Source organism: Marinobacter sp. VGCF2001, from assembly GCF_049943275.1.
GTDB lineage: Bacteria > Pseudomonadota > Gammaproteobacteria > Pseudomonadales > Oleiphilaceae > Marinobacter.
The window spans coordinates 1-23,902 of record NZ_JBNFVX010000009.1 but is presented as its reverse complement, the minus strand read 5'-3'; the positions used below and the strand labels follow the sequence as shown (position 1 = coordinate 23,902).

Annotated in this window: 17 protein-coding genes; 14 read left to right on the top strand and 3 right to left on the bottom strand. The window is 58.6% G+C overall.

Going from position 1 to position 23,902, the window contains the following annotated elements; translation table 11 throughout:
• The first annotated feature begins 12 nt into the window (after nt 1–12).
• Nucleotides 13–234 carry a 50S ribosomal protein L31 gene (gene rpmE, locus ACP2AU_RS10310; protein WP_426376055.1) on the top strand — a complete coding sequence of 74 codons (222 nt, stop codon included), beginning with the start codon at nt 13–15 and terminating at the stop codon, nt 232–234.
• Between the two features lie 232 nt (nt 235–466).
• On the top strand, nt 467–1,732 hold the full coding sequence (locus ACP2AU_RS10305; protein WP_426376054.1) for a malic enzyme-like NAD(P)-binding protein: 1,266 nt from the start codon (nt 467–469) through the stop codon (nt 1,730–1,732).
• An 80-nt stretch (nt 1,733–1,812) separates the two neighbouring features.
• On the opposite strand, the gene ACP2AU_RS10300 is transcribed toward ACP2AU_RS10305, so the two are convergent.
• The gene (locus tag ACP2AU_RS10300) at nt 1,813–4,368 is read right to left on the bottom strand and encodes a penicillin-binding protein 1A (protein ID WP_426376053.1); all 2,556 of its coding nucleotides are present in this window, start codon (nt 4,366–4,368) and stop codon (nt 1,813–1,815) included.
• A 237-nt stretch (nt 4,369–4,605) separates the two neighbouring features.
• Between ACP2AU_RS10300 and ACP2AU_RS10295 the strand changes: the two genes are divergently transcribed.
• The 12 genes from ACP2AU_RS10295 (at nt 4,606) to ACP2AU_RS10240 (ending at nt 20,663) form a co-directional block, all read left to right on the top strand.
• A complete protein-coding gene (locus ACP2AU_RS10295) occupies nt 4,606–5,670 on the top strand; it encodes a pilus assembly protein PilM (RefSeq protein WP_426376052.1) in 1,065 nt (354 codons plus the stop codon).
• A complete protein-coding gene (locus tag ACP2AU_RS10290; RefSeq protein WP_426376051.1) occupies nt 5,670–6,233 on the top strand; it encodes a PilN domain-containing protein in 564 nt (187 codons plus the stop codon). Before ACP2AU_RS10295 ends, ACP2AU_RS10290 begins: the two co-directional genes overlap by 1 nt.
• Complete coding sequence (locus tag ACP2AU_RS10285) at nt 6,233–6,844, top strand: type 4a pilus biogenesis protein PilO (RefSeq protein WP_426376050.1); 612 nt, start codon at nt 6,233–6,235, stop codon at nt 6,842–6,844. Before ACP2AU_RS10290 ends, ACP2AU_RS10285 begins: the two co-directional genes overlap by 1 nt.
• A gap of 2 nt (nt 6,845–6,846) precedes the next feature.
• The gene (locus ACP2AU_RS10280; protein WP_426376049.1) at nt 6,847–7,389 is read left to right on the top strand and encodes a pilus assembly protein PilP; all 543 of its coding nucleotides are present in this window, start codon (nt 6,847–6,849) and stop codon (nt 7,387–7,389) included.
• A 14-nt stretch (nt 7,390–7,403) separates the two neighbouring features.
• Entirely contained in the window at nt 7,404–9,515 is a 2,112-nt protein-coding gene (pilQ, locus tag ACP2AU_RS10275; RefSeq protein ID WP_426376048.1) for a type IV pilus secretin PilQ, read from the top strand.
• Nucleotides 9,516–9,651: 136 nt separating this feature from the next.
• Nucleotides 9,652–10,242, top strand: a complete 591-nt coding sequence (gene aroK, locus ACP2AU_RS10270) for a shikimate kinase AroK (protein WP_426376047.1) — start codon at nt 9,652–9,654, stop codon at nt 10,240–10,242.
• On the top strand, nt 10,211–11,308 hold the full coding sequence (aroB, locus tag ACP2AU_RS10265; protein WP_426376046.1) for a 3-dehydroquinate synthase: 1,098 nt from the start codon (nt 10,211–10,213) through the stop codon (nt 11,306–11,308). Before aroK ends, aroB begins: the two co-directional genes overlap by 32 nt.
• A gap of 16 nt (nt 11,309–11,324) precedes the next feature.
• Nucleotides 11,325–12,869, top strand: coding sequence for an AAA family ATPase (locus tag ACP2AU_RS10260; protein ID WP_426376045.1), 1,545 nt, complete (start codon nt 11,325–11,327; stop codon nt 12,867–12,869).
• 179 nt (nt 12,870–13,048) lie between these two features.
• A complete protein-coding gene (gltB, locus tag ACP2AU_RS10255) occupies nt 13,049–17,497 on the top strand; it encodes a glutamate synthase large subunit (protein WP_426376044.1) in 4,449 nt (1,482 codons plus the stop codon).
• A gap of 76 nt (nt 17,498–17,573) precedes the next feature.
• Nucleotides 17,574–18,992 carry an FAD-dependent oxidoreductase gene (locus ACP2AU_RS10250; RefSeq protein ID WP_426376043.1) on the top strand — a complete coding sequence of 473 codons (1,419 nt, stop codon included), beginning with the start codon at nt 17,574–17,576 and terminating at the stop codon, nt 18,990–18,992.
• A 130-nt stretch (nt 18,993–19,122) separates the two neighbouring features.
• Nucleotides 19,123–20,187 (top strand): uroporphyrinogen decarboxylase, encoded by a 1,065-nt coding sequence (hemE, locus tag ACP2AU_RS10245; protein ID WP_426376042.1) that lies wholly within the window; start codon nt 19,123–19,125, stop codon nt 20,185–20,187.
• An 86-nt stretch (nt 20,188–20,273) separates the two neighbouring features.
• Nucleotides 20,274–20,663 (top strand): PilZ domain-containing protein, encoded by a 390-nt coding sequence (locus ACP2AU_RS10240; protein ID WP_426376041.1) that lies wholly within the window; start codon nt 20,274–20,276, stop codon nt 20,661–20,663.
• 10 nt (nt 20,664–20,673) lie between these two features.
• On the opposite strand, the gene radA is transcribed toward ACP2AU_RS10240, so the two are convergent.
• The gene (radA, locus tag ACP2AU_RS10235; protein ID WP_426376039.1) at nt 20,674–22,050 is read right to left on the bottom strand and encodes a DNA repair protein RadA; all 1,377 of its coding nucleotides are present in this window, start codon (nt 22,048–22,050) and stop codon (nt 20,674–20,676) included.
• A gap of 64 nt (nt 22,051–22,114) precedes the next feature.
• Nucleotides 22,115–23,776 carry an energy-dependent translational throttle protein EttA gene (ettA, locus tag ACP2AU_RS10230; protein WP_426376183.1) on the bottom strand — a complete coding sequence of 554 codons (1,662 nt, stop codon included), beginning with the start codon at nt 23,774–23,776 and terminating at the stop codon, nt 22,115–22,117.
• Between the last annotated feature and the right edge of the window lie 126 nt (nt 23,777–23,902).

The window sequence follows — 23,902 nt, the reverse complement described above, 5'->3', positions numbered from 1 at the left end:
AAGAGGTTCGCCATGAGAGAAGGTATTCACCCGAAGTACGAAGACGTCACCGCTACCTGTTCCTGCGGTAATGTCATCAAGACCCGTTCCACCATCGGTCACGATCTGCAGCTGGACGTATGCTCACAGTGCCACCCGTTCTACACCGGCAAGCAGAAGGTTATGGACACCGGTGGTCGTATCGACCGTTTCCAGAAGCGTTTCGGCAGCCGTATCGGTGCCAAGAAAGACTGATTCAGTCTCGGAACGTTGCACAAAAAAAGCGCCAGGTTGGCGCTTTTTTTGTGCGTGGATGGAAAATAAAACTGGCAATATACGCAAAATGCACTATTGACTGGTTACAAAATATTCGGGTTCGGCTTGTCGTTTCGGGTCGGGCGCGCCATAATGGCGCGCTCCGCTGACCAGGGTGTTGCTCTGGTACCGGTGGGATTTACCTTTAAACGTGACAAACGGAACAGTGGCAATGTCTCAAGATCTGAAAGAAGCAGCCCTTGAATATCACGCCAAACCGCGGCCGGGTAAGCTGAGTGTTGAAATCACCAAGCCTACCGCGACCTCCCGCGACCTTTCCCTGGCGTACAGCCCCGGGGTTGCCGAGCCGGTCCGCGAGATCGCGAAGGACCCCGAGAATGCATACAAATACACAGCCAAGGGTAATCTGGTTGCCGTCATCTCAGATGGCAGCGCTATCCTGGGCCTGGGTAATCTCGGCCCTCTGGCGAGCAAGCCGGTTATGGAAGGCAAAGGCGTACTGTTCAAGCGCTTTGCCGGCATTGATGTGTTCGATATCGAAGTGAATTCCGAGAGCCCGCAAGCGTTTATTGAAACGGTTGAGCGTATTGCTGATACCTTCGGTGGTATCAACCTTGAAGATATCAAGGCGCCGGAGTGCTTCGAAGTTGAGCGCGCGCTGATCGAAAAATGCAGCGTGCCCATCTTCCACGACGACCAGCACGGTACGGCGATTGTAACTGCCGCTGGTATGATCAATGCCCTTGAACTGCAGGGTAAGAAGATTGAAGAGGCCACCGTGGTGTGCCTGGGTGCCGGTGCAGCCGCCATTGCCTGCATGAAGCTGCTGATCAGCTGCGGTATGCGCTCTGAGAACATCTTCATGCTCGACCGTAAGGGTGTGATCCACTCTGGTCGTGATGATCTGAACCAGTACAAGGCGATGTTTGCCAACGACACCGATAAGCGCACGCTTGACGATGCCATCGACGGCGCAGACGTGTTCCTGGGTCTGTCCGGCCCGGATCTGCTGACTGGCGAGCAGTTGGCGAAGATGGCTCCGAACCCGGTGGTGTTTGCCTGTTCGAACCCGGATCCGGAAATCAGCCCTGAGGTGGCGCTGGCCACTCGCAAGGACCTGATCATGGCCACCGGCCGTTCCGATTACCCGAACCAGGTCAACAACGTGCTTGGCTTCCCGTTCATTTTCCGTGGCGCGCTGGACGTTCGTGCAACCGCCATCAACGAGGAAATGAAGGTCGCCGCGGTGAATGCTATCCGCGAACTGGCCAAAGAGCCGGTGCCGCAGGAAATCTGCGAGGCGTATGGTGTTAATTCGTTCGAGTTCGGCAAGGAGTACATTATTCCCAAGCCGATGGACGTCCGCCTGCTGGAAGTCGTTCCGGCTGCCGTGGCTCGTGCCGCAGTGGATTCCGGAGTAGCGCGTAATCCGTACCCCGCGCACTACCCGTTGAAGTCTATGGACGACATCATCTGATCGGGATGTAGTCTGGCTTCAAAAAAAACCGGCGGAGATCCCGCCGGTTTTTTTGTGTCTGAATATGGCTGCCCGGCCGGTCAGAAGATCTGCCGGGACAAATCCTCTCCTTCGCCGCTGTCGCCATTGCTGCCGTTGCTCTGAACTGCCAGCGGAGCCGGTGCATCTTCTTCTTTGAAGATTTCGAAGATGCCGTCCTCGCCGGGGCGGGCCCGCTCGCCGGTTTCCGGGTTGATCCGGATGTTCGCAATGCCGTTGGGCCTGGGCATATTGGCGGCTGGCTGCTCTTTCAGGGCGGCTTTCATGTAGTTGATCCAGATCGGCAGGGCGGTGCTTGAGCCATATTCCCCGCGGCCCAGAGGGGCGGGTTGATCGAAACCTACCCAAACGGTGGTGGCAATGTTGTGGTTGAAGCCTGCGAACCAGGTGTCTTTCTGTTCGTTGGTGGTGCCGGTTTTACCGGCAATGTCGGTTCGGTTGAGTGCCAGGGCGCGCCGGCCGGTTCCCCGGCGAACTACGTCTTTCATCATCGAGTGCATGATGTAGATGGAGCGCTCGTCGGCGAGTCTCGGCATGATGCGGGGTGCATCGGTTTTTGCCGGGGCTTTCGACGCGGGCAGTGTCATGCCGTCAATTGTGGGCGCCTGCTCCGGTTCGTTCCCGCCGTTGCCTGGCTGTGCGGCCAGTTCCTCACAGTTTTCGTCACAAAGGATCGTTCCGGGTGCCTGGTAGATGACGGTGCCGTCTGATTCTGTGATGCGGTTGATCAGATAGGGTTGAACGTCGTACCCGCCGTTGGCGATAACGGCGAAACCGCGCGCCAGCTCCATGGGGGTCAGCAGTCCGCTGCCGAGGGACAGCGACAGGTTGTTGGGCATATTCTCGGTTGGCAGTTTCAGTTGCTTCAGGTAGTCGAGCGTGGTGTTGATGCCAAGGTCTCTGAGCAGGCGGATAGACACCAGGTTGCGGGAGCGGTAAAGCCCTTTGCGCAGCGTGGTCGGGCCATAGAACTGGCCGGAGGAGTTCTGCGGCCGCCAGGCGGTTTCAAGTTCCGAGTCTTCGAAGACAATGGGGGCATCGTTGTAAATGGTGGCCGGCGTACGCCCGTTTTCCAGCGCCGAAAGGTACAGAAATGGCTTGAAGGTAGAGCCTGGCTGCCGGTTGGCCTGTGTGGCGCGGTTGTATTTGCTCTGGTTAAAGCTGTATCCGCCGGCCAGGGCTTTGATGGCGCCGGTTTTGGCTTCCAGTGAGATCAGCGCGCCTTCTACCCGGGGTATTTGTGCCAGGGCCACTCTCAGGCCGTTGGCGGAGCCCGGTTGCGAGGCGTTTGTGCCGTCTGTTGCTTCTGTCTCTGCTTCTGCTTCTGCGTCGGCAGGGGAGGGGCGTTGTTTGATCTTCACGTAAACAACGTCGCCCCGGCTGACAACGTCTGAGGGTTTTTCCGGTTCCGGCCCGGTAATGCTTTCCGTGCGGAAGCGGCGCGCCCAGGTCATGGTGTCGAACGGCATAAGGCCGGGGCCAAGAGTTCGGGTGTGCACGGCTACCTGGCCGTTTTCGTCGTCTACCCCAGTGACCACTGCGGGCACCAGGGTCTCGACCTGCGGGTAGTTTCGCATCCGGGCTGAGAGTTCATCCGGGGTCAGGTTGCTGGTATCGAACTGGCCGATGGGGCCCCGGAAGCCGTGGCGGCGGTCATAGGCTTCCAGGCCGGCTCTGACTGCCTCGGTGGCCGTTTGCTGTTGGGCGCTGTCGACGGTGAGGGTCACGCTGTAGCCGTCAGTATAGGCGTTTTCGCCAAAGCGGCGGACCATTTCAGCCCGTGCCATCTCGGCTACGTAGTCTGCGTCCACTTCGGTCTCGCGGGTGTTGTAGCTGGCCGACAGGGGCTCCTGGGTGGCCAGGGCGCGGGCGTCTGCGGTGATGTAGCCGAGGTCCTGCATCCGGCCGAGAATCCAGTTGCGGCGGATCTGGGCGCGCTCCGGGTTAGCCAGTGGATTGTAGGCGGAGGGGGCCTTGGGCAGGCCGGCCAGCATGGCCATTTGTGCCAGTGACAGTTCAGCCACGGGTTTGTCGTAATAAACCTGGGCGGCGGCTGCAATGCCGTAGGCGCGGTTGCCGAGATAGATCTTGTTGAGGTACAGCTCCAGTATCTGGTCTTTGTTCAGTTCACGTTCTATCTGAAGAGCCAGCAGTATCTCATTGAACTTGCGGATGAAGGTGCGGTCGCGTGACAAAAAGTAATTTTTTGCAACCTGCATGGTGATGGTGCTGCCCCCGGACTGGATGCTGCCGGTGGTGACCAGTTCCACTGCAGCCCGCGTCAGGCCTTTGATGTCGACCCCGAAGTGTTCGTAAAAACGCGCGTCTTCCGCGGCCATAAAGGCTTGTAACTGAATTGTAGGGATCTGTTCGATTGTGATCGGTGCCCTTCTCTTTTCACCGAATTCTGCTATTAATCTGTTGTCTTCGCTATACACCCGCAAAGGCGTCTGCAGCTTGACGTCCAGCAGTTGTGCGACCGGCGGAAGGTTGGGCCGGAGATACAGATACAGACTTGAGCCAATAATGACCGCGACACTCAGGCCGGTGAGAAAGAACCAGGCAAAAACACGAGATGTACGCAACAAATGAGACATTTTTTTCTGACAACTGTTGGATATAGGTCTATTATTTGAGAAATTGCTTTAGGAAGGTTTGGTCGCCTCGCCGTCGACAATGTCTCCCGAAATTCGCGAGCTAGCATTGTAGACGGAATAAATAAGAAATTCTCTTACATAAAAAACACATAGAACGCCTCTGAAATGGTCGCCTTCACAGGGAGTGATTCAGGGGTTCCAACGCCGGGTGCATTTAACCAGGTATAGGGTGAGCGCGTGTTCGGATTACCAGGAAAAAAATCCAATGCTGTTCTGGGGGTAGATGTAAGCTCCAGTTCGGTAAAGCTGCTAGAGCTGTCTAAACATGGCGATCGGTATAAAGTCGAAAGCTATGCAGTGGAGCCGTTACCGGCCAATGCAGTTGTTGAAAAAAATATCACTGACGTAGAAGCGGTTGGAGAGGTGCTCAAACGCGTCGCGTCCAAATCACGGACCAGCGTAAAGCAGGTTGCGGTAGCCGTCTCCGGCTCTGCGGTGATCACCAAGGTCATCCAGATGGACGGTGGTCTCAATGAATTTGAGATGGAAGACCAGATCGCGCTGGAGGCAGACCAATACATTCCGTATCCCCTGGATGAGGTGGCCATCGACTTTGAGGTTGAGGGCCCGTCCGAGTCCAATCCCGATCAGGTAGATGTGCTGCTGGCGGCCTGCCGTAAGGAAAACGTCGACATTCGTGAGGATGCGCTCGAGATCGCGGGGCTGACCACCAAGATTGTTGATGTCGAGGCCTACGCTCTGGAACGTGCCTATCACCTGATTGAGCCGCAGCTGGACTCCCAGGGAGAAGAGTTGGTGGTTGCCATTGTTGATATTGGCGCCACCATGACCACCCTGAGTGTCCTGGCCGAGGGCAAGACGGTGTACACCCGGGAGCAGATTTTCGGGGGCAGGCAGCTGACCGAGGAAATCCAGCGCCGGTATGGCCTGTCGCTCGAGGAAGCGGGCCTGGCCAAGAAGCAGGGTGGGTTGCCGGACGACTACAGCGAAGAGGTTCTGACCCCCTTCCGGGAGGCGGTGGTTCAGCAGGTGGCCCGGGCGCTTCAGTTTTTCTTTGGTGCCAGCCAGTACAACGCCGTGGACTACGTGGTGCTTGCCGGCGGAACGGCATCTATTCAGGGCCTCACGGAAATGGTGGAAGAGAAAACCGGAACGCCAACACTGGTGGCCAATCCATTTGCCAATATGGCAGTAGGTTCGCGCGTGAATGCGTCAGCGCTCAGCAATGATGCCCCCTCGTTGATGATTGCCTGTGGTCTGGCAATGAGGAGTTTCGACTGATGGCAAAGATTAACCTCAGGCCCTGGCGTGAAGAGCTTCGCGCCGAGAAGCAGCAACAGTTCGTGGTGATGATTGTGGGTGCCGTCATCATCGCCGGCGGCCTTGCCTTTCTGTGGAACTCCGACATGGAAAGCCGGATTGCCTACCAGCAGTCCCGTAATGCCTACGTAGAGACGGCGACGAAAGAGCTGGACAAGCAGATCAAAGAGATTGAGAACCTCAAGCGCCAGCGTGACGAGTTGCTTGCCCGGATGCAGGTCATTCAGGACCTTCAGGGTAAACGGCCGGTGATTGTCCGGGTGTTTGACGAGCTGGTGAGAACCCTGCCGGATGGCCTTTATTACACCGATCTCAAACGCTCCGGTGACCGCCTGGACATTGTCGGTATGGCCGAGTCCAACAGCCGCATTTCCAACCTGATGCGCCAGTATGAAGAGTCGGAGTGGTTCGCCAACCCCAACCTGACCAACGTGGCCGCTGCGGATAACCGCCGTGCGGGCTACAGCCAGTTCAACCTCTCTGTCCAGCAACGGACACCAGAGCCCGAAGCGGAGGATAACTGATGAGCCTCGCGGACTCGCTGAAAAGTCTGAATGAGTTCGATATCAACGATCTTGATATCAATAACGCCGGTATCTGGCCGGCGCCGGTCAAGGCTATCGTCGCCCTGATTGTCTTCGGTTTGATTCTGGGGGGCGGTTACTGGTTCTTTATCAAGGATCAGTACGCGCAACTCGAGCGAGTTGAGCAGAAGGAGCAGGAGCTCAAACAGCGCTACGAGCAGAAAGCCTATCAGGTGGCGAACCTGGAGGTGTTCAAGGCGCAGATGGCGGAGATGGAAGAAACCTTTGGGGCACTGGTGCGGCAGTTGCCCAGTGAAACCGAGGTGCCGGGGCTGCTGGAAGACATCACCAATACGGCTCTGGGCAGTGGTCTGTCTTTGCAGGAGGTCAAACTTCAGCCCGAGCAGCGGCGAGACTTCTATGCCGAGCTGCCAATCAATATCCGGGTGTCTGGCTCCTACCATGAGCTGGCCTCGTTCGTAAGCAGCGTCGCGAGCTTGCCGCGTATTGTTACGCTGCACGATTTGACTATCAAACCAATTGGCGGAGACGAAGACCAGCTTGATATGCAGGTGGTTGCCCGTACCTACCGCTACCGGGCTGGAGAATGAGCATGACAGGAAAGCATGCGGGAAAAGCCTGGCTGGGTGTGTGTCTGGCGTCTTTGCTGACGGCTTGTTCCCAGGGAAACGGTTTTTCGGATCTCGACAAGTTTATGGCAGACACCCGGGCCAAGCCCCGGGGGTTCGTAGAGCCTCTGCCAGAGTTCAAGGCTTATGAAGCCTTCAGTTATTCCGCCGCAGATCGCCGGGCGCCTTTCGAGCCGCCGGTGGATGTCCAGCTGACCATGGTGGACGAAGAGCCGATCACCGATGTTGAGCCGGATCTGGACCGCCCCCGGGAGGTTCTTGAGAACTTTGATCTCAAGGCCCTGGCCATGGTGGGCACATTGCAGGGTGTTGAGGGCAATTTGTTTGCACTGGTGCGGGATAACACCGGCGGCATTCACCGGGTACGCACGGGCAACTATATTGGCCAGAACTACGGTCGCATTGTGGGGGTCAGCGAGACCCGCATTGAGTTGATTGAAATCGTTCCGAATGGCCGGGGTGGTTGGGTAGAACGCCCGCGCTCCCTGTCTTTGGATGAGGGCTGAGGAGCGGTAAGGTTATGAACGTAAGAAACATGCACGAACAAACAGGTTTAGGGTCGAGGCTAGCGATGTTCAAAAAACTCAATTTCTGCGTAGGCGCGATTGCCATCGGGTTATGGAGCGGCCTGGCCAGCGCGGTCACGCTGCAGGACTTGTCGTTTTCGTCGCTGCCGGGCGAGAGGCTGGAAGTCACCATGCAGTTCGACGGTACGCCGCCGGAGCCTGCCGGGTATACCATTGAGCGGCCAGCCAGAATTGCGGTCGACCTGAAAGATACCACCAGCGCGTTGAATCAGCGCAGCATTCCTCTGGGAACAGGCAACGCGCAGAGTGTGACCGTGGTTGAAACCAAGGATCGCACCCGTCTGATCTTCAACCTGGTTGAACTGGTACCCCACGACACAGTGCGCTCCGCCAATTCCCTGGTGATGACCATTGGTGGCGACGGTGGCACTGCGGAAAGCACCGCGCAGCCGGCGCCGCGTGCGCAAGCCTCCTCTGCGGGCTCATCGGATGCCCTGGCCGGCGTTGACTTTCGTCGTGGCAAGGATGGTGAAGGCCGGGTGATTGTGGATCTGGGCTCCAGTGCGGCGGCGGTCAACCTGAATGAACTGGGTGGTCGTATCCGCCTGACCATGCCGGATCTCGAAGTGCCTGCGGATCTGCGCCGTCGACTGGACGTTACCGATTTTGCTACTCCGGTTACCCGCATCGATACCTTTGTTGAAGATGGCAGTGCCGTTGTTGAGATCCGCCCGGAAGGGGATTACGACTACATCGCCTACCAGTCTGGCCGAGAATTCACCGTTAGCGTGGAAGCATTGACCCAGGAAGAGGCAGAGTCCCGCCGCGAGGAAAAATTCCCGTACACCGGTGAGAAACTGTCCCTCAACTTCCAGGACATTGAAGTGCGCTCTGTGCTGCAGCTGATTGCAGACTTTACCGGGCTGAACCTGGTTGCCAGTGACACGGTCGGTGGCAGCATTACTCTGCGCCTGCAGAATGTGCCCTGGGATCAGGCTCTGGATCTGATCCTGAAAACCAAGGGCCTGGACAAGCGTCAGATCGGTAACGTGCTGCTGGTGGCGCCTGCCGAAGAAATTGCAGCCCGCGAAAAGCTTGAGCTGGAAACCAACAAGCAGATTGCCGAGCTGGCCCCTGTGCGCCTGGATATCATTCAGGTGAACTACGCCAAGGCGGCAGACGTGGTCTCCCTGATCCAGGCGGACGAAGAACTCATCTCTTCCCGTGGCTTTGTCTCTTCCGATGCGCGAACCAACACCATCAGTGTTCGGGAAACCGCAGAGAAGCTCGACGAAATCCGCCGTCTCGTTTCCACCTGGGACGTGCCTGTCCGTCAGGTGTCCATTGAGGCCCGGATTGTTCGTGCCCAGACCAACGTGGCCGAGAATCTGGGGGTTCGCTGGGGCGGCGCGGCTTATAACGTAGACGGCGATGATGTCGTTACCGTGGGTGGGTCACTGGGCACCCTCGAAGAGGCACGAGATGCGGCAGGTGGTGGCAGTAACAGCATTTCCTTCCCGGGTGCCCTGGGTGTGGACCTGGGTGTAAGCGGCGACGGTGCGTCTTCCTTTGCCATTGGCTGGGGCAGCGACGACTTCCTGGTGGATCTGGAGTTGTCTGCGCTGGAGAGTGATGGCCAGGCGGAAGTGGTTTCCCAGCCGAGAGTGGTCACCGCGGATCGTCAGCCTGCCTCGATCAAATCCGGTGAAGAGATTCCGTACCAGGAAGCTTCCTCCAGCGGCGCAACCTCCGTGTCATTTAAAGAAGCGGTATTGTCGTTGGAAGTGACTCCGCAGATTACGCCGGACGATAAAATTATCATGGATCTTGTGGTAAACCAGGATTCCCGGGGTGAAGTCACTGCAGGTATCCCGTCAATCAACACCAATCAGGTAACCACTCAGGTGTTGGTGGCCAACGGTGAAACGGTGGTTCTGGGCGGTATTTTCCAGTCTGAGGTGGCTACCCAGACCACGAAAACTCCGTTCCTTGGCGACATTCCCTATCTTGGCCGCTTGTTCAAGCGCACCGAGCATATTGATGAGCGCAGCGAACTGCTGATTTTCATTACCCCGAAAATCATCAAGAACGACATCCTGCAGTAACGCTGAAGCATCAAAAAAACCGCCGGCAACCCCGGCGGTTTTTTTGTTTGGGGCGGCTTTCAGACTGCGTGGGGCGGCTTATGGATTTGCTGCCCTTATGCTATTCTCACCGGCCTAAACCTGTTGAGCGGAAATTATGTCTTTGCCCAAACGTGTTGTTCTGGTTGGGCCCATGGGGGCTGGAAAAAGTACCATTGGCCGTCTGCTTGCCAAAGAGCTCGGCTATCGGTTTCTGGACTCGGACCGGATTATTGAAGAGCGGTGCGGCGCCAATATCCCCTGGATCTTTGACGTTGAGGGTGAAGACGGCTTTCGCCAGCGGGAGACCGCCATGCTCGAGGAGTTGTCCCACGAGGCCGGCACAGTTCTGGCTACAGGGGGCGGCGCAGTGATGCGGGCAGAAAACCACGGCCTGCTGAAAAAGAATTCGGTCGTGATTTATCTGAAAACCTCCATCGAGCAGCAGGTTGAGAGAACGCGCAAAGACCGGAACCGGCCACTTCTGCAAAACGACGATCCCGAAGGTGTTTTACGCAGGCTGTTCGCCATCCGGGACCCGCTCTATACCCGTTTGGCCGATATCGTGATGTTTACCGACCGGAAAAGCCCACGGCTGGTGGTTCGACAACTGGTTAACCGTATTAATCCGAAAACGCCCCGCCACAGACGGCAGCGGCGAAAAGAGGGCAGGCACAATGTACAAGGTACTTCGAGAGCTCAAGGTTGACCTCGGGGAGCGCAGTTATCCGATCATTATCGGGCAGGGGTTGTTAGGGGCGTTCGACCTGACGCCCTGGGTGGCTGGCCAGCAGGTGATGATCGTGACCAACGACACCGTTGGGCCCCTGTATCTCGATAAAGTGAAGTCCTGTTTTCCGGGCAAGGCCATCGATGTGGTTACCTTGCCGGACGGCGAAAAATACAAAAATTGGCAAACCCTTAATCAGATCTTCGACGGCCTTCTGGAGCAGCGCCATACCCGTAAGACAACGGTGGTTGCCCTGGGCGGCGGTGTTGTGGGTGATATGGCCGGCTTTGCGGCAGCCTGCTATCAGCGTGGTGTGCCGTTTATCCAGGTTCCGACGACGCTGCTGTCACAGGTAGACTCGTCGGTAGGTGGCAAAACCGGTATCAATCACCCGCTGGGCAAAAATATGGTGGGCGCTTTTCACCAGCCACAGGCCGTTCTGATTGATACCGATACGCTTCAGACCTTGCCCGCGCGGGAAGTGTCTGCCGGTCTTGCCGAGGTGATCAAGTACGGACTGATCCGGGACGAAGCGTTTCTGTCCTGGCTGGAAGAAGCGATAGATAGTCTGGTTCGCCTGGATGCCGAGGCATTGGGTGAGGCCATTTTCCGCTCCTGTACGTGCAAGGCCGAGGTGGTGGCGCTGGATGAGCGCGAGGGTGGCTTGCGGGCTATTCTCAATCTTGGTCATACCTTTGGCCATGCGATCGAGACGTTTGCCGGCTACGGGAACTGGCTGCATGGCGAGGCGGTGGGTACGGGCATGATGATGGCGGCGGACCTGTCGGTTCGCGAGGGCTTTATCTCCGAGGAAGATCGCGAGCGAGCCAATGCCCTGATCCGGCGTGCCGGCCTGCCGGACAGAGCACCGCCGGAAATGACCGAGGCCGATTTTATGAACCTGATGTCGGTTGATAAGAAAAACGTGGATGGCCGGCTGCGGTTGGTTCTGCTGAAATCGGTTGGTGATGCGTTCACAACCGACGAGGCCTCTGCGGACAATCTCCACGATACTTTGACGGGGTTCCTGCCATCGGCAGGCTGATGCCCCGGAATTTCAGATGCAGGGACGACACGTGGCTCACGAATCTTTGAACAGTACCGATGGCGGAGGGTTGTTTCCGCGGCTCCAGCAACGGTACGGGCTTCGGGATAATCCGCTGGATATGGAGACGCCGTTTTTTCCGGACGCCATGCGCCAGCACGCGCTTGAAACCTTGCGACATCTCTGTGGGTTTGGCGATATGGTGCTGGTGCTGACCGGGGCGCCGGGCGCCGGTAAAACCAGGATTTTGTCGGAGTTGATTCGCAGCGAATCCTCTCGCCTGGATTTCCATCGCCTGCCTGCATCGGCCCTCACCAGTCGGCAGGCGTTGGCCCGTCATCTGAAGCAACTGGCGAAATCCGGCATACCGGCAGACGCCGAGCCCCGGGAAGCGGTGTACCGTTTCTTCCGGTGGTCTGAATCCGGCATTCGCCGGGGGCAGCGGCAGGTGTTGCTGATCGATGATGCCGACCGGGTGGAGCCGGATGTTGTGAATTTACTGGTCGCGGGGTTTGTCGCATCCGATCGGTCGGTGGCGGCCGTTCCGGTTATCGCCGGCGCCGGGCCGGTCTGGGCGCAGCTCGAACAGCGTCACGATTCGGCTCATGCCCATCATATGGAGCTTCCACCGCTGGGGCGCGAGGATATCAAAGCGTACCTTGAACCCCGGATTCACGCGGCCGGCGGAAACGTGGCGGATTTGCTGTCGGGGCCACGGCTGAAAAAACTTGAATCCCTGAGCCAGGGCAGTTTTGCCCGCCTGCAGCGTGTGGCGCCTGGCGTTTGGCTCGACAGGGTGCCCGCTTCGGCGGAGTCCGCGGCTCCGGCAACGGGCTTCACGCTGGCGCATCTGAGGTGGCCGGCGCTCGGGCTGGTGCTTTTGGGGGCCTCCTGGTGGTTTGTTTCCCAGCAGTATGAAAGCAGCGTTCAGCGTCAGGCTGCGGTGGAGGATATGTCGGAGCCTGTCCGGAAAAGTATCACCATTGGCCCCGAAACCGACACGCAAGCACCGGGCAATGACCCCGTTGAGGTGCCAGACGTTCAACCCGAGCCCGCACCTGAGCCGGAAGTGACGTCTGTGGGTGTGCCAGAATCGTTCCCAGAACCAGAACCAGAACCAGAACCAGAACCAGAACCAGAGCCAGAGCCAGAGCCAGAGCCAGAGCCTGAGCCAGAGCCTGAGACCGAACCGACGACAGAACCTGTTGCCGAACCGGTTGCGAATGCAGAGACTCCCATGCCGGCGGCCCCGCCCACCGAGCCGGCTTTTCAGCCAGCGGCGCCGGATGACTTTATTGAATTGGATCAGTTGCGCCAGCGCAGCGGATGGACCCTGCAGTTAGTGGCCGGGAATCAGGAGCAAACCGTTCTGAATGTGCTGGAGCGGCTGCCCGGCAATCCTGACCTGAGCTACACGCGAGGCGAGCGGAAGAATTTGCCCTGGTTCATGGTGATTTACGGTCAGTACGCCAGTCGCGAAGAAGCGCGTGCAGCGGCGGGCCGTTTGCCTTCGCAGTTGCGCATTGCCAACCCCTGGGTGCGGGAGTTTTCGAGTTATTAAGTGCACCCAAATGGTGCGCTTTACTGTTTCTGATTGCGAGAAACGACGAAAAAAATTGTATACGTAGTTTCACGTGTGTAAAATCCCTTCCCCCTTTTTTCGGAGTCAGCGTATTTTTTGCCCATTTTTGGTGCAAAAAGGCCCGCTGACTGGAAGCATTTACACGTGAGAGAACGCTTATGACAACAGGCTTGTATCATCCTGACGAGTTCAGGGACAACTGCGGTTTTGGCCTGATTGCCCACATGAAGGGCGAAGCGAGCCATAAGCTGTTGCAGACAGCCATCGAATCTCTGACCTGCATGACCCACCGGGGCGGCATTGCCGCTGATGGTAAAACCGGTGATGGTTGTGGCTTGTTGATCCAGAGCCCCAAGGCCTTCCTCTACAAAGCTGCTGAGGCAGCGTTCGGCAAAAAACCTGGCGACTTATTTGCAGTTGGCCAGGTTTTTTTGGCTAAGGACGAGGGAAAAGCGGCCGAGGGCCGTGCCGCTGTAGAGAGACGGCTGACGGAGCAGGGGCTCGAGATCATGGGCTGGCGCGAAGTGCCGGTCGATGACAGCTGCCTTGGCCCCATGGCCCTTGATTGCCTCCCCCGCATTGAGCAGGTGTTTGTCGAGCCCGGCGGAAAGCCGGAAAAAGAGTTCGCCATCAGCCTGTTTGTCGGGCGTCGTCACGCCGAGCGGGATATGGCGGACGACCCGGAGTTCTATATCTGTAGTCTTTCCCACCGGACTCTGGCCTACAAAGGGCTGATGATGCCCGCGGATCTGGCCAACTTTTATAAAGACCTGGGCGACCCGGATCTGCAAACGGCCATTTGCGTGTTCCACCAGCGCTTCTCCACCAACACCATGCCGCGCTGGCCACTGGCCCAGCCGTTCCGTTTTCTGGCACATAATGGTGAGATCAACACGGTTGACGGTAACCGGAACTGGGCCATTGCCCGGGCGGCGAAGTTCAGTTCACCGGATCTGCCCGACCTGCAGACCCTGCAACCGCTGGTGAACCTGGCGGGGTCCGATTCCTCCAGTATGGATAATATGCTGGAAATCCTGCTGGCCGGCGGCGTTGATCTGTTCCGGGCCGTGCGCATGATGATTCCGCCGGCGTGGCAGAACGTCGATACCATGGATTCCGAGCTGCGGGCCTTCTATGAATACAACTCCATGCACATGGAGCCCTGGGACGGCCCGGCCGGTCTGGTGATGTCTGATGGCCGGTATGCCCTGTGTATGCTTGACCGGAATGGGTTACGGCCCGCGCGCTGGGTCATTACCAAGGATGATTTCATCACCCTGGCCTCGGAAGTGGGTACCTACAGCTATTCACCCGACGATGTGGTGGCCAAGGGCCGGGTAGGGCCCGGGCAAATGCTGGCCATCGATACCGAATCGGGTGAAGTTCTGCACACCGCGGATATTGATCAGCGCCTGAAGAAAGCCCAGCCCTACAAACGCTGGTTGAAGGATAACGCGCTGCGGGTGGAAACCACGCTGAACCAGGCCACGCCGGAATTCAAGCTGATGGAATCCGACGAACTCCTGGTGCACCAGAAAATGTTCAATCTCTCGTTTGAAGAGCGGGATCAGGTGCTGCGCCCGCTGGCGGAAGGCGCACAGGAAGCGGTGGGCTCCATGGGGGATGACACCCCGATGGCGGTTCTGTCCAGCAAGGTGCGGCACGTAGGCGATTATTTCCGCCAGAAGTTCGCACAGGTCACCAATCCTCCCATTGATCCGCTTCGCGAGACTATCGTGATGTCTCTGGAGACGTGTCTGGGGGTTGAGCAGAACGTGTTCGAGGAGACCCCTGAGCACGCTAACCGGATCATTCTGACGACTCCGGTACTGTCGCCGGCCAAGTTCCTGAAGGTCAGCAATAACGATCGTCCGGGATTTGAGGCGGAAAAAATTGCCTTGAGCTATCGCGCCGAGGAAGGTCTGGAAGCTGCCGTGCGTCGGGTTTGTGAAGAGGCCGAGCACGCAGCCAGAAACGGCAAGGTGCTGCTGATCCTCAGTGATAAGGATCTGGCGGAGGGCGATCTCCCCATTAACGCCCTGATGGCGACAGGTGCCGTACACCACCACCTGGTGGCCAAGGGCCTGCGGTGCGATTCGAACATTATTGTCGAGACCGGCTGGGCCCGGGACTCTCATCACTTTGCGGTGCTGTTCGGTTTTGGTGCCACGGCGGTCTACCCGTACCTGGCATACCAGATTCTGAACGATCTGATTCGCACCGGCGAAATGCTGATGGACCCGATCGAAGCCAAGAACAACTACCGCAAAGGCATTAACAAAGGGTTGCTGAAGATTCTCTCGAAGATGGGGATCTCCACCATTACCTCTTACCGTGGTGCCCAGCTTTTCGAAGCCATTGGCCTGGCCGATAACGTGGTCGACCTGTGTTTCAAAGGGGTGCCCAGCCGGATTCAGGGCGCGGACTTCTTCGACTTCCAGCAGGATCAGGAGCAACTGGCTGCGGTTGCCTGGAAACCGCGCAAGCCCATTTCTCAGGGTGGGTTGCTGAAATACGTTCACGGCCAGGAATACCACGCCTTCAATCCCGATGTGGTGGGTAAGCTGCAGGAAGCGGTGACCAACGGGGATTACGGTACCTATCGGGAATATGCCGGTCTGGTTAACGAGCGCCCGGTCGCCACGCTGCGTGATCTGCTGGTGTTCCGTGAGGGGATCAAGCCGATCGACCTGTCTGAGGTGGAGCCGGTAGAAAACATCTTCCCCCGGTTTGATTCTGCGGCCATGTCTCTGGGCGCCCTGTCGCCGGAGGCGCATGAAGCATTGGCGGTTGCCATGAACACGCTGGGTGGTCGCTCCAACTCCGGTGAGGGTGGTGAAGACCCGGCCCGTCATGGCACGAACAGGCGCTCCAAGATCAAGCAGGTGGCCTCTGGCCGTTTCGGTGTGACCGCCGAGTATCTGCGCAGTGCCGATGTGATGCAGATCAAGGTGGCCCAGGGCGCCAAGCCGGGTGAGGGTGGTCAGTTGCCTGGCGGCAAGGTAAACGATCTGATCGCGCGCCTGCGCTACTCCGTGCCTGGCGTGACGCTGATTTCGCCACCGCCCCACCACGATATCTATTCCATTGAAGACCTGGCGCAGCTGATCTTCGATCTGAAGCAGGTGAACCCGGAGGCCCTGGTTTCAGTGAAGCTGGTTTCGGAGCCCGGCGTGGGCACCATTGCTGCAGGTGTGGCGAAAGCCTATGCCGACCTGATTACGGTGTCTGGCTACGACGGAGGCACAGCGGCCAGCCCGCTGACCTCCATCCGCTACGCTGGCTCCCCCTGGGAGCTGGGCCTGACGGAAACCCAGCAGGCCCTGCGTGCCAATGATCTGCGGGGCAAGATTCGCCTGCAGACTGACGGCGGTATCAAGACCGGCCTGGACGTTATCAAGGGCGCCATCCTGGGGGCCGAAAGCTTCGGGTTTGGCACCACGCCGATGGTCGCGCTGGGCTGTAAGTACCTGAGAATCTGCCACCTGAACAACTGTGCAACCGGTGTGGCAACCCAGAACGAGTATCTGCGGGAAGAGCACTTCAAGGGTACCGTGGACATGGCCATGAACTTCTTCCGCTTTGTGGCGGAAGAAACCCGGGAGTGGCTGGCGAAGCTGGGTGTGCGCTCGCTGGAAGAACTGGTGGGGCGTGTCGACTTGCTGAAGCGTTTGCCGGGCAACACCGACCGCCAGAAGAAGCTGGACCTCACTCGCCTGCTGGAAAACGAGCATATTCCGGCCGACAAGCCGCACACCTGCCAGATCGATCGCAACCGGCCCTTCGATGAGGGCAAGCTGGCGGAAAAAATGGTGCGGGACACTGCCGCCGCCATCGCCGAGAAGTCCGGTGGTGCCTGGAACTATCGGGTCACCAACTGCGATCGCTCTATTGGTGCGCGACTGTCCGGTGAAATCGCGGCCCGCCATGGCAACCAGGGAATGACCGATGCGCCCATTACGCTGGACCTGACCGGCACCGCCGGCCAGAGCTTTGGCGTCTGGAACGTGGGCGGTCTGAACCTGATTCTGGAAGGCGATGCCAACGACTATGTCGGCAAAGGCATGACCGGCGGCAAGCTGGTGGTCAAGCCGCCCCGGGGCAGTAACTTCCAGACCCAGGAAACGTCCATTGTCGGCAACACCTGCCTGTACGGCGCCACCGGTGGCAAGCTGTTTGCTGCCGGCACGGCGGGTGAGCGGTTCGCCGTGCGTAACTCCGGAGCCCATGCGGTCGTGGAAGGCGCCGGTGACCACTGCTGCGAATACATGACTGGCGGCCTGGTCACCGTTCTGGGTTCCACCGGCTATAACTTTGGTGCCGGCATGACCGGCGGGTTCGCTTACGTGCTCGATCTCGACAATACCTTCGTGGACAAATACAACCACGAACTGGTTGAGATACAACGTATTTCCCGTGAAGACATGGAGGCCTACCGGAACCACCTGCGCGGGGTGATCCGGGAGCACATTTCCGAAACCGGAAGTGCCTGGGCTGAGCACCTGCTGGAAGATTTCGACGATTACATCGGCCGCTTCTGGCTGGTCAAGCCCAAGGCCGCGAACCTTCGCAGCCTGCTGGCCAGCACGCGGGCCCGCCCGGAATAACCGGCGCGCGGAACAAGGTTGATGGGCCGCGCCAGCGCGCGGCCCCCGTCGAAATCGAGCTGATGAGAGTAGCAACATGAAAGAACGTCTCAATAATGACTTCCAGTTTGTGGAAGTAGGGCGGGTAGACCCGAAGAAGGTGCCGGCCAAGAAGCGTAAAAACGAATTCGGGGAAATCTATCACCCGTTCAGTGAAACCCATGCGGCCTCGCAGGCGCATCGGTGCCTGGAGTGTGGCAACCCGTATTGCGAGTGGAAGTGCCCGGTGCACAACTACATTCCGAACTGGCTGAAGCTGGTGTCGGAGGGCAACATCATGAAGGCGGTGGAGCTGTGTCACCAGACCAACTCGTTGCCGGAAGTGTGCGGGCGCGTTTGCCCGCAGGACCGCCTGTGTGAGGGCGCCTGCACCCTGAATGACGGTTATGGCGCGGTCACCATTGGCTCGGTGGAGAAGTACATTACCGATACCGCCTTTGCCCTGGGTTGGAAGCCGGATGTCTCCAACGTTAAGTGGACAGACAAGAAAGTCGCCGTGATCGGCGCCGGCCCGGCCGGTCTTGGCTGTGCCGACATTCTGGTGCGCAACGGCGTCAAGCCTGTGGTGTTTGACCGTTACCCGGAAATTGGCGGCCTGCTGACCTTTGGTATTCCCGAGTTCAAGCTGGAAAAGTCTGTTATGTCCCGTCGCCGCAAGGTCTTTGAGGAAATGGGCGTGGAATTCCGTCTGGGCACCGAGGTGGGCAAAGACGTTCAGATCAACAAGATCCTGGAAGAGTACGATGCCGTGTTTATGGGCATGGGCACCTACACCTACATGAAAGGCGGGTTCCCGGGCGAAGAGCTCCCCGGTGTGTACGATGCATTGCCGTTCCTGATCTCGAACGTGAACCGCCGCCTGGGTTTTGAGAAGAAAGCGGCCGATTTCATCGATATGAAAGGCAAGCGCGTGGTGGTGCTTGGCGGTGGTGACACCGCGATGGACTGCAACCGCACGTCCATCCGCCAGCAGGCCGAAAGCGTGACCTGTGCCTACCGCCGGGACGAGGAAAATATGCCCGGTTCACGGCGCGAGGTGGCGAATGCGAAAGAAGAGGGCGTGAATTTCCTGTTCAATCGCCAGCCCATCGCCATTATTGGCGAAGACCAGGTTGAAGGCGTCAAGGTGGTCACCACCGAGCTGGGTGAGCCGGATGAGAATGGTCGGCGCCGGCCGGAAGTGGTGCCGGGCAGTGAAGAGGTGATACCGGCCGATGCCGTGTTGGTCGCCTTTGGTTTCCGGCCCAGCCCGGCCTCCTGGTTTGAGGAGCACGGCGTGAATACCGACGATTCCGGGCGCGTGAGTGCTCTGGAGCAGGCCGAGTTTCCGTTCCAGACCAGCCATCCGAAAATCTTTGCCGGTGGTGATATGGTTCGGGGATCGGACCTGGTAGTCACCGCGATCTGGGAAGGCCGCCAGGCCGCTGAGGGCATCCTCGACTACCTGGACGTTTGATGCTGGCTTGATCGGTGTCAGAAAGGGCGGCTTGCCTAAGGGTAAGCCGCCCTTTTTTCTTCGTGTAAACGGGGTATCATTGCTCCCCATTGTCTCTGACCCATTTTTACCGACGAGAACGGGAAACCCTATGACCGAGCTGAAGAACGACCGCTTCCTGCGTGCCCTGATGCGCCAGCCTGTAGACCGCACCCCGGTGTGGATGATGCGCCAGGCCGGGCGCTACCTGCCGGAATACCGTGCAACCCGGGCCAAAGCCGGCGATTTTCTCAGCCTTTGCAAGAATACGCCGCTGGCGTGCGAGGTGACCTTGCAGCCGCTGGAACGTTATCCGCTGGATGCCGCCATTCTGTTTTCGGACATTCTGACCATCCCCGATGCGTTGGGGCAGGGCCTGTACTTCGAAACCGGGGAAGGTCCCAAGTTCCGCAAGGTCATTCGTTCTGCGGCCGATGTGGACGCGTTACCGAAAATGAATGCCGAGTCGGACCTGGACTATGTGATGAATGCGGTCTCTACCATCCGGCGCGAGCTGAATGGCCGGGTGCCGTTGATCGGCTTTTCGGGCAGCCCCTGGACGCTGGCCACTTACATGGTTGAGGGCGGATCCTCCAAAGATTTCCGCGAAACCAAGAAACTGGCTTATGGCCAGCCCGAGGTGATGCACCGGTTGCTGGACCATCTGGCGGATTCGGTAATTGACTACCTGAACGGCCAGATCAAAGCCGGAGCCCAGGCCGTGCAGGTTTTTGATACCTGGGGTGGCGTGCTCAGTGGCTGGGCTTACGAGGAGTTCTCTCTGGCTTACATGAGAAAGATCGTCGCCGGGTTGATTCGTGAACACGAAGGGCGCCGGGTGCCGGTCATTCTGTTCACCAAGAACGGTGGGCAGTGGCTGGAGTCCATCGCCGATTCCGGGTGTGATGCGGTAGGCCTGGACTGGACCACGGATATTGATAATGCCCGTGCCCGCGTGGGTGACAAAGTAGCCCTGCAGGGCAATATGGACCCGACCATGCTGTACGCACCGAAGGCCCGTATTCGTGAAGAGGTGGCCGATATTCTGGCGCGCTACGGTTCTGGCCCCGGGCATATTTTCAATCTGGGGCATGGTATTACGCCCGAGGTGGACCCGGAGCACGCGGGTGCGTTCATTGAAGCGGTTGTCGAGCTCAGCGGGCAGTACCACCAGTAGTCCTGCCGTCTTTGTGCAGCCTGCTGATTCGCTGTCAGCAGGCTGTACTCATCTTTGCGTCCGGTCTATAGTCTGGGAAAAGCCAGATGACGGCCCGGAGCATTCCCGTGACAACAAAACAGCCTGAAAAACGCCGCTTCCATCGAATCAGCTTCGATGCCCCTTGTGAGTTACATTGTCAGGACCAGGTATGGTCTACCGAGGTGCTGGATATTTCACTGAAAGGCGTGCTGGTTCAGCGGCCGGAAGCATGGAATGTTCCGCTGAACAAGCCCTGTGAAGTGGTGATTTACCTGAATGACCATGAAGCCGCCATTGTCATGGCGGTGGAGCTCAAGCACGTTGAAGATCACCGGCTGGGATTTCGCTGCCAGTACATCGACCTGGAGAGCGCGACGCATTTGAAGCGATTGGTCGAGCTGAATCTGGGGGATCAGGCGCTGCTGGAGCGTGAGTTTGCGCACCTGATTGACTAACCCGCTTAAATCAAAGCTCTTCCAGTGCAGTGAGCGCATCGGACAGCTTGGTCACCGGAATCACCTTCATCCCCTCTAAAGGTTTACGGGGCACATTGGCCTTGGGGACCAGCGCGCGGGTGAAGCCGTGTTTGGCGGCCTCGTAGATCCTTTCCTGGCCGTTCGGTACTGGCCGGATTTCCCCGGACAAGCCAACTTCCCCGAAAATGACCAGATCCTGCGGCAGCGCCCGGTTCCGGAATGACGACACCACGGCAGCCAGCAGCGCGAGGTCGGCACTGGTTTCGTTTACTTTGACCCCGGCGACAACGTTTACAAACACATCCTGATCGGCCACGTGCATTCCGCCATGGCGATGCAGAACCGCCAGCAGCATGGCGAGGCGATTCTGGTCTGTGCCCACGGCTACGCGCCGCGGATAGCTGCCCTGGGCCATGTCGACCAATGCCTGGATTTCCACCAGCATGGGCCGGGTGCCTTCCCAGACCACCATCACCACACTGCCGGGAGCGGCGTCTTCCCCACGGTTCAGGAAGATGGCGCTGGGGTTTTTGACCTCCTTCAGGCCCTGTTCCAGCATCGCAAACACGCCCAGTTCATTCACCGCGCCAAAGCGGTTCTTGATGCCACGGAGCGTGCGATAGCGACTGTCGCTTGAGCCTTCGAGCAGGATCGAGCAGTCAATCATGTGTTCCAGAACCTTCGGGCCGGCCAGGCTGCCGTCTTTGGTGACATGGCCCACCAGCAGCAGGATGGTGCCGGTTTGTTTAGCAAAGCGGGTGAGAAACGCGGCACTCTCCCGCACTTGCGACACCGACCCCGGGGCCGATTCAATGTCGGCCACGTGCATCACCTGAATACTGTCGATTACCAGAATTCGCGGTTTTTCGGCTTCGGCCACCTGCATCAGGCGCTCGACCGAGGTTTCCGAAAGCATTTTCAGGTCTTTCGTGGGCAGGCCAAGGCGCTTGGCGCGCATGGCAACCTGTTGCAGCGATTCCTCACCGGTGACATACAGCGCAGAGTGCTGCTCGGCCAGCTGGCAAACCGCCTGCAATAGCAGTGTGCTTTTGCCTGCACCGGGGTGTCCGCCCATCAGTACTGCCGAGCCTTCCACCAGGCCGCCGCCCAGAACCCGGTCGAACTCCTGCATACCCGTGCTGATACGGGCCTGTTCCGCCAGGCTGACCTGGTCCAGGCTTTTCACCTCGGACAGGCTGCCGGCGTAACCCTCGAACCGGGCGCTGCGCGCGCCTTTGCCGGGGCCGGCCACGCCACGCACTTCGCTGAAGGTGTTCCATTCGTGGCAAGCGTTGCACTGGCCTTGCCATTTCGAATAATCGGCGCCGCACTCGGTGCACACAAAGGCGGTTTTGGCTTTTGCCATGAGAGAATTCCGTATCGGGCAGAGCAGAAAAACAAGCCGGCACAATGGCCGGCTTGGTGCGGGTTCAGGCCAGCTTCTTGTACTTCATGCGTTTGGGCTGCATGGCAGAATCGCCTTTGCGTTTCTTGAAGTCGGCATCATAGTCGGTGAAGTTGCCTTCGAAATAAACCACGTCGCCATCGTCTTCAAACGCCAGAATGTGAGTGGCTACCCGGTCAAGGAACCAGCGGTCGTGCGAGATCACCAGTGCGGAACCGGGGAAGTTCAGCAGGGCTTCTTCCAGGGCGCGCAGGGTTTCCACGTCCAGGTCGTTGGTGGGTTCGTCGAGCAGCAACACGTTGCCGCCTTGCTTCAGCAGCTTGGCCAGGTGCAGCCGGTTCCGTTCACCGCCGGACAGGTCGCCCACGCGCTTTTGCTGGTCTGAGCCCTTGAAGTTGAAGCGGCCGACGTAAGCGCGGGATGGCGTTTCGTAGTTCCCGACCTTGATGATGTCGTTGCCGTCGGACAGTTCTTCCCAGACGGTTTTACTGCCGTCGAGGTCACGCATCTGGTCCACGTAAGCCAGTTCCACCGTTTCACCCACTGTGATGTTGCCGGAGTTGGGCTTATCCATGCCGGCGATCATCTTGAACAGCGTGGATTTACCGGCACCGTTACCCCCGATGATGCCGACGATGGCACCCGGTGGCACGCTGAACGACACATCCTCATACAGCAGGCGGTCATCGAAGGCTTTGCTGATGCCTTCAACTTCAATCACCTTGTTGCCAAGGCGTGGTCCGGGTGGAATGTAGAGCTCGTTGGTTTCGTTGCGTTTCTGGAATTCCTGGGAGCTCATTTCCTCGAAGCGTGCCAGGCGGGCCTTGCTCTTGGACTGACGCCCCTTGGCGTTGGAGCGCACCCATTCCAGTTCCTGCTTGACGGCTTTCTGGTGGGAGGCCTCCTGCTTGGATTCCATCTCCAGGCGCTTCTCTTTGTTCTCCAGCCACTGGCTGTAGTTACCTTCAAACGGGATGCCCTGGCCACGGTCCAGTTCCAGAATCCAGCCGGCCACGTTGTCGAGGAAGTAGCGGTCGTGCGTGATCGCAACCACGGTGCCTTCGTAATCGTGCAGGAAGCGCTCCAGCCAGGCCACGGATTCCGCATCCAGGTGGTTGGTGGGCTCGTCGAGCAGCAGCATATCCGGGCCGGACAGCAGCAGGCGGCACAGGGCCACCCGGCGGCGTTCACCACCGGAGAGCACTTTCACTTTCTGGTCCCACGCCGGCAGGCGCAGGGCGTCGGCCGCAACTTCCATCTTGCGCTCGATGTCGTGGCCGTCGGTAGCCTGGATAATGGCTTCCAGTTCACCCTGTTTTTTCGCCAGTTCGTCGAAGTCGGCATCCGGTTCCGCGTAAGCCGCGTACACCTGATCCAGTTCGGCCAGGGCGTTATGCACATGGGCTACGGATTCGTCGACGATTTCCTTGACGGTTTTTTCTTCGTCAAGCTCCGGTTCCTGGGGCAGGTAACCCACATTGATGCCGGGCTGGGGGCGGGCTTCGCCGATGTAATCCTGGTCAACGCCCGCCATAATACGCAGCAGGGTGGATTTACCGGCACCGTTGAGGCCAAGCACGCCGATTTTGGCGCCCGGGAAGAAGCTCAGAGAAATGTCTTTCAGGATTTCCCGCTTGGGTGGAACCACCTTGCCCACGCGGTTCATGGTGTATACGTATTGGGCCATATTGGCGTAAACCTCATTGGAATCAGGTTCATGGATTCTGGCGGCGGTGGTGCGGGCAGCGGGGCAGGCCTTCAGGGATACGCTGTGAATACGTCCATGTACGCTCGACAAAATCATCCCTGATTT

Coding starts and splice junctions, on each gene's coding strand:
- rpmE (WP_426376055.1), top strand. CDS start 13: ATGAGAGAAGGTATTCACCCGAAGTACGAAGACGTCACCGCTACCTGT.
- ACP2AU_RS10305 (WP_426376054.1), top strand. CDS start 467: ATGTCTCAAGATCTGAAAGAAGCAGCCCTTGAATATCACGCCAAACCG.
- ACP2AU_RS10300 (WP_426376053.1), bottom strand. CDS start 4,368: ATGTCTCATTTGTTGCGTACATCTCGTGTTTTTGCCTGGTTCTTTCTC.
- ACP2AU_RS10290 (WP_426376051.1), top strand. CDS start 5,670: ATGGCAAAGATTAACCTCAGGCCCTGGCGTGAAGAGCTTCGCGCCGAG.
- ACP2AU_RS10285 (WP_426376050.1), top strand. CDS start 6,233: ATGAGCCTCGCGGACTCGCTGAAAAGTCTGAATGAGTTCGATATCAAC.
- ACP2AU_RS10280 (WP_426376049.1), top strand. CDS start 6,847: ATGACAGGAAAGCATGCGGGAAAAGCCTGGCTGGGTGTGTGTCTGGCG.
- pilQ (WP_426376048.1), top strand. CDS start 7,404: ATGAACGTAAGAAACATGCACGAACAAACAGGTTTAGGGTCGAGGCTA.
- aroK (WP_426376047.1), top strand. CDS start 9,652: ATGTCTTTGCCCAAACGTGTTGTTCTGGTTGGGCCCATGGGGGCTGGA.
- aroB (WP_426376046.1), top strand. CDS start 10,211: ATGTACAAGGTACTTCGAGAGCTCAAGGTTGACCTCGGGGAGCGCAGT.
- ACP2AU_RS10260 (WP_426376045.1), top strand. CDS start 11,325: ATGCAGGGACGACACGTGGCTCACGAATCTTTGAACAGTACCGATGGC.
- gltB (WP_426376044.1), top strand. CDS start 13,049: ATGACAACAGGCTTGTATCATCCTGACGAGTTCAGGGACAACTGCGGT.
- ACP2AU_RS10250 (WP_426376043.1), top strand. CDS start 17,574: ATGAAAGAACGTCTCAATAATGACTTCCAGTTTGTGGAAGTAGGGCGG.
- hemE (WP_426376042.1), top strand. CDS start 19,123: ATGACCGAGCTGAAGAACGACCGCTTCCTGCGTGCCCTGATGCGCCAG.
- ACP2AU_RS10240 (WP_426376041.1), top strand. CDS start 20,274: ATGACGGCCCGGAGCATTCCCGTGACAACAAAACAGCCTGAAAAACGC.
- radA (WP_426376039.1), bottom strand. CDS start 22,050: ATGGCAAAAGCCAAAACCGCCTTTGTGTGCACCGAGTGCGGCGCCGAT.
- ettA (WP_426376183.1), bottom strand. CDS start 23,776: ATGGCCCAATACGTATACACCATGAACCGCGTGGGCAAGGTGGTTCCA.